The following is a 5,504-nucleotide window of genomic DNA, read 5'->3' on the forward strand; positions in this document are numbered from 1 at the left end:
TTGCGCCTTCCGGGGAGGTATTAACGTTGGAGGGAGTCTTGTCCTCAAGACTCTGGCCCCGCGTGAAGGCGATCGACTTCGCATCTGGCGACCAGGCGAGTTCGCCGATATCGAAACCGTCGTCCTCTGTGTACAGCGTGATCTGGCGCGCCTTCCCGCCATGGGCTGGGTCTGCTACCCAGATGTTACTGCAGCCCTTCGCGTTGAATACCCACGCCACGGCTGCGCCCGTGGGCGCGGCCAGCATGTCCGACGCAAACGGCGCCTGCATCACATCGTCGAGCGTGTAAGTCGCTGGATGGGTTTGTGCGCCGGCCGGCGTTGCGGTCATCCCGAGCACCGCCATGCCGGCGACGGCCACCATTACTCTGCACGCTGATCGATTCAAGCTACCTCCGCGCCCTCTCCTCACCGGTTGTAACGGAGAGCCGACAATTCCACAAGTTCATTATTCTCACAATGATGTTGCTGTTTCCGCACGATTCTGCTGTTCGTTGGCAGGAGGTTTTAGGAGTGCTTTAGGAGGCTCCCTAGCTCGAAGATTTACGCGCCCTCGTAGAGTGTGCCCAGGCCGGGGCGACTCCTTTTCGACAAGGGAACTCGAAGCGATGATTCCGGCATGGGTCGGGTCAAGGTACTTTCCGGGCGCCCGGCAGTAACGACTTCTCTTTTGTATCCTCGATCAAGAGAGCTCTTTCGACGGATTCTCCGGGCGTAGTGGTCGTAGCAACATCGCAGCAGCCCCCTCCCCGATCCTTCGGTTCAGTTCGGCGGGCGTTCGGCGGCGCTCGGCGGAGAATTCCGCAGCACCCGACCGGTCACGGAAATGTGGAGATCGGGCGTTCTCAAGGGATTCTTCAGGCGGAAGATCCAGGTGACTTGGGCAGTCCGCGCTCCGGGATTCAGACGAGATTCGTCCCCGAGAGCGCGGGAAAAGTCGAATGCGGCGCCCGCTCCCCTGCTGCCGTTGTCGGAGTTCAGCACTTCCGGCGTGTTTTCCAGGTAGTGAGCGCCCGTCCCGCTTCCGAAAGCTCGGATGGTCACGCGGAGGGGCCCCCAGACGGGGCGAGAGGAGATATTCCGGAGATGCACGGGAAGGCGGAGCTCCATCTTCGACGCCTCGTAGGACGGAGTATCGAAGTCGAGAACCAATTCGTTGTCGAGAGTCACCTCCGTCAGACCGCCCGGCGGAGGAACGGGACGTGCCCCCAATCGGACGGGACAGGTCCAGATCTGAGAAAACCCATTGCGGTGGTCCGGCCAGAACGGATGAAAGTCGCCGCTCTTTTCCACCGCCATCTCGCAATAATCCCCGCCCGCCTCGAAACGTCCGGCGGGCGCGAAGAGAGTGACGCGGCGTCCGTCGAGACGGCTGCGCCAGGATGTCGGCAGGATGTCCAGCGTGCTCCTTTCGGGGAAGGAAGATTCCGACGAGAGCCTTCGTGAGGGAAGAAAGGACCGGCCGCCGTCCTTCGAGGCGGTGATGTAGGCGTCGTAGCCGGAGCCATCGGAGGTGTTTCGTGTGTCCAGCCACGACACCGCAACGACCCCGTCCGCGTTGACGGCAAGCGCGGGCTGGAACTGCCGGGAGCCGGGCGGACCGCCGTCATCGACGGTCAGGGGAGCCGACCAGTGGGCTCCCCGGTCGGAGGAGAACGTCAGGACGATTCGCGACCCGCCCGGAAGAGAATCCGTCCAGACGGCGTAGAGCCGATCGGCGAATTCCGACGATTCACGATCGACCGCGAAAACCGGATCGGTGTCCATCTCCCCCGAGTGCGGACTGCCGGGATCCACACGACGTTCTCCGATCTCCCGCGGGGCGCTGTAGACGCAGCCCCCGTCGGTCGAGACGGTGAAACGAATCGTCGAGGTAATGGCTCCGGTTGTCGGCGCGTTGAGCGGAAAATCGAAGAACGGAACGAACAGGGTGCCATCGGAAAGGATTACCGGGCGAGAGACGTTGATTCCCATCGTGTCCGGCCCGACGGCGGCATCGACGGGACCCGCGAAAGTCAGCCCTTCATCGTCGGAGGTGAAGAGGCCAATGCGGTAGGGAATTGAGTAGAGTGCCGCGACATAGATCCTTCCCGCGAACCGCGGCGAGGACCAGTCCACGGCGATCTTGTCGTGGTCATAATCAACCGAGGCCTCTCCGACATGCGAGGGCCCCGCCCAGGTCTCGCCCCCGTCGCGGGACCGATAGACGTCGAGAGTGCTGGCGTCCCGCGGCCCGCTCGAAAGAACCGAAAAATACGCCCAGTGATCGGGCCCGAACGCGACCTGGGGATCCGCGCCACCGAATTCCCGCTGCTCGAGGGTCTCGGTGTCGGTCCACGTGGCCCCCCCATCCGCCGAGGAATACACCTTGCACACCGAGCCGACGTTCCAGCGGCTGCCGGTGATCGCGGCCGCCAGCAGAGCGGAAGAATCCCGCGAACCGTCCGCCGAAATTTCGGAGTGGAAATACCGTCCGTCGCGGCTCGCCGGGCCTTCACATCCGACGATCAGCCGGTCCTCGAGCGTGCCCGAACTGGCGAACGCGCCGAACGACAGGATCAGCGGAATGACGAAAATCAATCGAAGGGGGAGTCGCGTGGTCAGCCTCCGGTCGGCGCCGTACCGCGATCACTCATCTTCGTCGTTCCAGAGCATACGCCACGTGCCGAAAACGGATTTCCCGGCCATTCTCGAATTCGCAAGCCGACGCGGCCTGCGAGCAAGCCAAGTCTTTCAGAATGCTGGTGGAGCTGAACGGGATCGAACCGTCGACCTCCTGAATGCCATTCAGGCGCTCTCCCAACTGAGCTACAGCCCCACGAAGAGAAGGGAAATCCTAGTCGACCGAGGGAGGCCCGTCAATCGGCCACGATCGGGGCCGCCGCGCCCCCTGCTCTTTCCCGGTTGCCTTCGATCCGCGAGATTCTCGCCCGATTAGACTGTCCTGAATGGTGTTGGCCGAGCCCAGAGGGAAAATGATTCGACTTCGCCTCGTTCTCTTCGCCCTTCTCGCGTCCGTTCTTCTCGCGGCGCGCGCGCTCGCGATCGCTCCCGATCTCGGGGAGATCGCGACGAAGATCGAGCGATTTCCGTCGGCTCGCGGGAACGCCTCCGAGAGCGTTCGATTGAAGGAACTCTTCGATCTGTTCTGGTCGGCGCGCATGCGGGAATTTCCCGAGGTCGCGGCGGCGATCGGATACCCCGGCGTCGACGAACTGCCGGATTTCTCTCCGGAGGCGCTGGCGTTCGGCCACCATCTCTCGCATCTGGAGCTCTCGGCCCTCGAGTCGGTCGACCGCTCCCGCCTGACTCCGGCCGAGCGGCTCAGCGCCGACCTCGCGCGTCGGCATCTCGAGCTCGAGATCGAAGGGGAGAGGTTCGGGAGCCTCGATCCCTGGCACAACGACGACTTGCTCGTCGACGGAATGAACGACCGGATTCTCGGGGGGCTCGGCCTCCTCGCCCCGGGGCCGCCGCGCACGGTGGCCGATTACGATCGCATCGTCGCGCGGATGCGGGAATTTCCGCGCATGGTCGATCAGGGAATCGCGCGCCTGGCGGCGGGTCTGAAGCTCGGGATCACGCCGCCCCGCGTCACGCTCGGTCGCGTCGCGGAACGGGCGCTCGGGGCGATCCCCGGAGATCCCGCGAAGAGCCCGATCCTCGAACCGTTTCGACGGATGCCCGACGCGATTCCCCCCGGCGAACGCGGGCGGCTGGTGAAGGAGGCCGGAGAAATCCTCGCCGGGGAGATCGTTCCGGCGCTCCGCCGGTATCGCGATTACCTCGACCGCACCTACGTGCCGGGCGCCCGCGAGACGCTCCCGATGAGCGCCATGCCCGACGGAAAGGCGTGGTACGAATGGCTGCTCCGGTACTACACGACGACCGATCTCGCTCCCGCGGAGATTCATCGCCTCGGTCTTTCCGAAGTCGCGAGGATCCGGAAGGAAATGGACGCCGTGATCGTCCAGACCGGGTTCCGGGGAGGGTTTCGCGAGTTTTCCGCGTTCCTCCGAACCGACCCGCGATTCTTCTTCGACAAGCCCGAGGACCTGGTCTCCGGCTATCGCGACATCGCCAAGCGCGTCGACCCAGAGCTCATCCGGCTCTTCCGGCGACTTCCGCGGCTTCCCTATGGAGTGCGGCCGATGGACGAGGCGGAAGGGAAGACCGCGCCCAGCGCCTACTACGAGAACGGGTCGCTCGCCGCGGGCAAGCCGGGATGGCTCCTCGTCAACACGACGTCCCTCTCCTCGCGCCCGAAATGGGAAATGGAAGCGCTGACGCTCCATGAGGCGGTCCCCGGACACCATCTCGCGTACTCCCTTGCCGAGGAGATCGGCGATCTTCCCGAGTGGCGGAAGTGGGAGGTGTATCCCGCGTTCTCGGAGGGCTGGGCGCTGTACGCCGAGGGGCTCGGCGAGGAGATCGGGATCTATCGGGAGCCGTATTCCCGGTTCGGACGCCTGAACCTCGAGATCTGGCGGGCGATCCGGCTGGTCGTCGACACGGGCCTTCAGACCATGGGTTGGACGCGGCAGCAGTCGATCGACTACTGCCGGGAGAATTCCGCCCGGAGCGAGCACGACATCGAGCAGGAAGTCGACCGCTACATCAGCCAGCCCGGCTCGGCGCCCGCGTACAAGATCGGCGAGCTCAAGATCCGGGAGCTGCGGGGATTCGCCGAGAGAGAGCTCGGGCCGGCTTTCGACGTCCGCGATTTCCACGACGAGATCCTCGGAACCGGGCAGCTGCCGATGGATCTCCTGCAGAAGAGGATCCAGGCGTGGGTTGCCGCGGCGAAAGGATCCGCCGCGAGCCGATAGGTCCGGAGCGAGAGGCGGGCCCGTTCAGGTCGAGCGACTCCGCGCGGCAGCCTTCTCGCACCGCTCCCTCAGGCGACGATCTCCGATTTTCGACGTCCAGAGCGCGAAGTCCCTTTTCGGCCCGCGCCAGCGCAGCTCGTCCACGTCCGAAAAGAGGGGCGCGTCGGTTCGCAGCGTCGCGAGATTCTTGAAGAGGAGCGCTGTCGCCCGCTTCGCGCCGAGGACCTCCGCCGGGAAATCCTCGATCGGACCGTAGCGGCGGATGAGTCTGGCCGCGCCGACGGCCCCGATTCCGCCGATCCCCGGATAGCCGTCGGCGGCGTCGCCGACGAGCGCGAGAAAGTCCGGAATGCGCTCCGGATCGACGCCGAATTTTTCCCGGACACCTTCCTCGTCGCGAATCTTCTTCGCCCGCCGGTCCATCTGGACGACGCGCTCGCCCCGGACGCACTGAGCGAGGTCCTTGTCGGGAGTCCAGATGCAGATTTTCTCGACTCGCGGATCTTCCGAGGCGAGACGCGCCGCGGACGCCAGCGCGTCGTCGGCCTCGAGCTCGACCATCGGCCACACGGCAACGCCCAGGGCCTGCAGCGCATCCTCCAGGGGCTGGAACTGCGCGGCGAGCGCCGGATCCAGGCCGTCGCCGGTCTTGTAACCCGCCCAGAGCGTGTTGCG

General features: G+C 65.0%; 4 protein-coding genes and 1 tRNA gene. 1 reads left to right on the top strand and 4 read right to left on the bottom strand.

Annotated elements, in window-relative coordinates:
• From VFS34_12165 to VFS34_12175, 3 genes are all read right to left on the bottom strand, one after another.
• On the bottom strand, positions 1-364 hold a 364-nt coding region (locus VFS34_12165; protein HET9795206.1), incomplete at its 3' end, for a hypothetical protein.
• Positions 365-762: 398 nt separating this feature from the next.
• Entirely contained in the window at positions 763-2,580 is a 1,818-nt protein-coding gene (locus VFS34_12170) for a sialidase family protein (protein ID HET9795207.1), read from the bottom strand.
• Between the two features lie 162 nt (positions 2,581-2,742).
• Positions 2,743-2,818, bottom strand: a tRNA-Ala gene (locus tag VFS34_12175).
• Positions 2,819-2,975: 157 nt separating this feature from the next.
• On the opposite strand from VFS34_12175, the gene VFS34_12180 reads away from it, so the two are divergent.
• Positions 2,976-4,829, top strand: coding sequence for a DUF885 domain-containing protein (locus VFS34_12180; GenBank protein HET9795208.1), 1,854 nt, complete (start codon positions 2,976-2,978; stop codon positions 4,827-4,829).
• Positions 4,830-4,853: 24 nt separating this feature from the next.
• Here the strand turns inward: VFS34_12180 and VFS34_12185 are convergent.
• Positions 4,854-5,504 (bottom strand): 5'-3' exonuclease H3TH domain-containing protein (locus VFS34_12185; protein HET9795209.1); only part of this gene is annotated, 651 nt, incomplete at its 5' end.

The organism is Thermoanaerobaculia bacterium (assembly GCA_035717485.1).
Classification (GTDB): Bacteria; Acidobacteriota; Thermoanaerobaculia; order UBA5066; family DATFVB01; genus DATFVB01.

Coding starts and splice junctions, on each gene's coding strand:
- VFS34_12180 (HET9795208.1), top strand. CDS start 2,976: ATGATTCGACTTCGCCTCGTTCTCTTCGCCCTTCTCGCGTCCGTTCTT.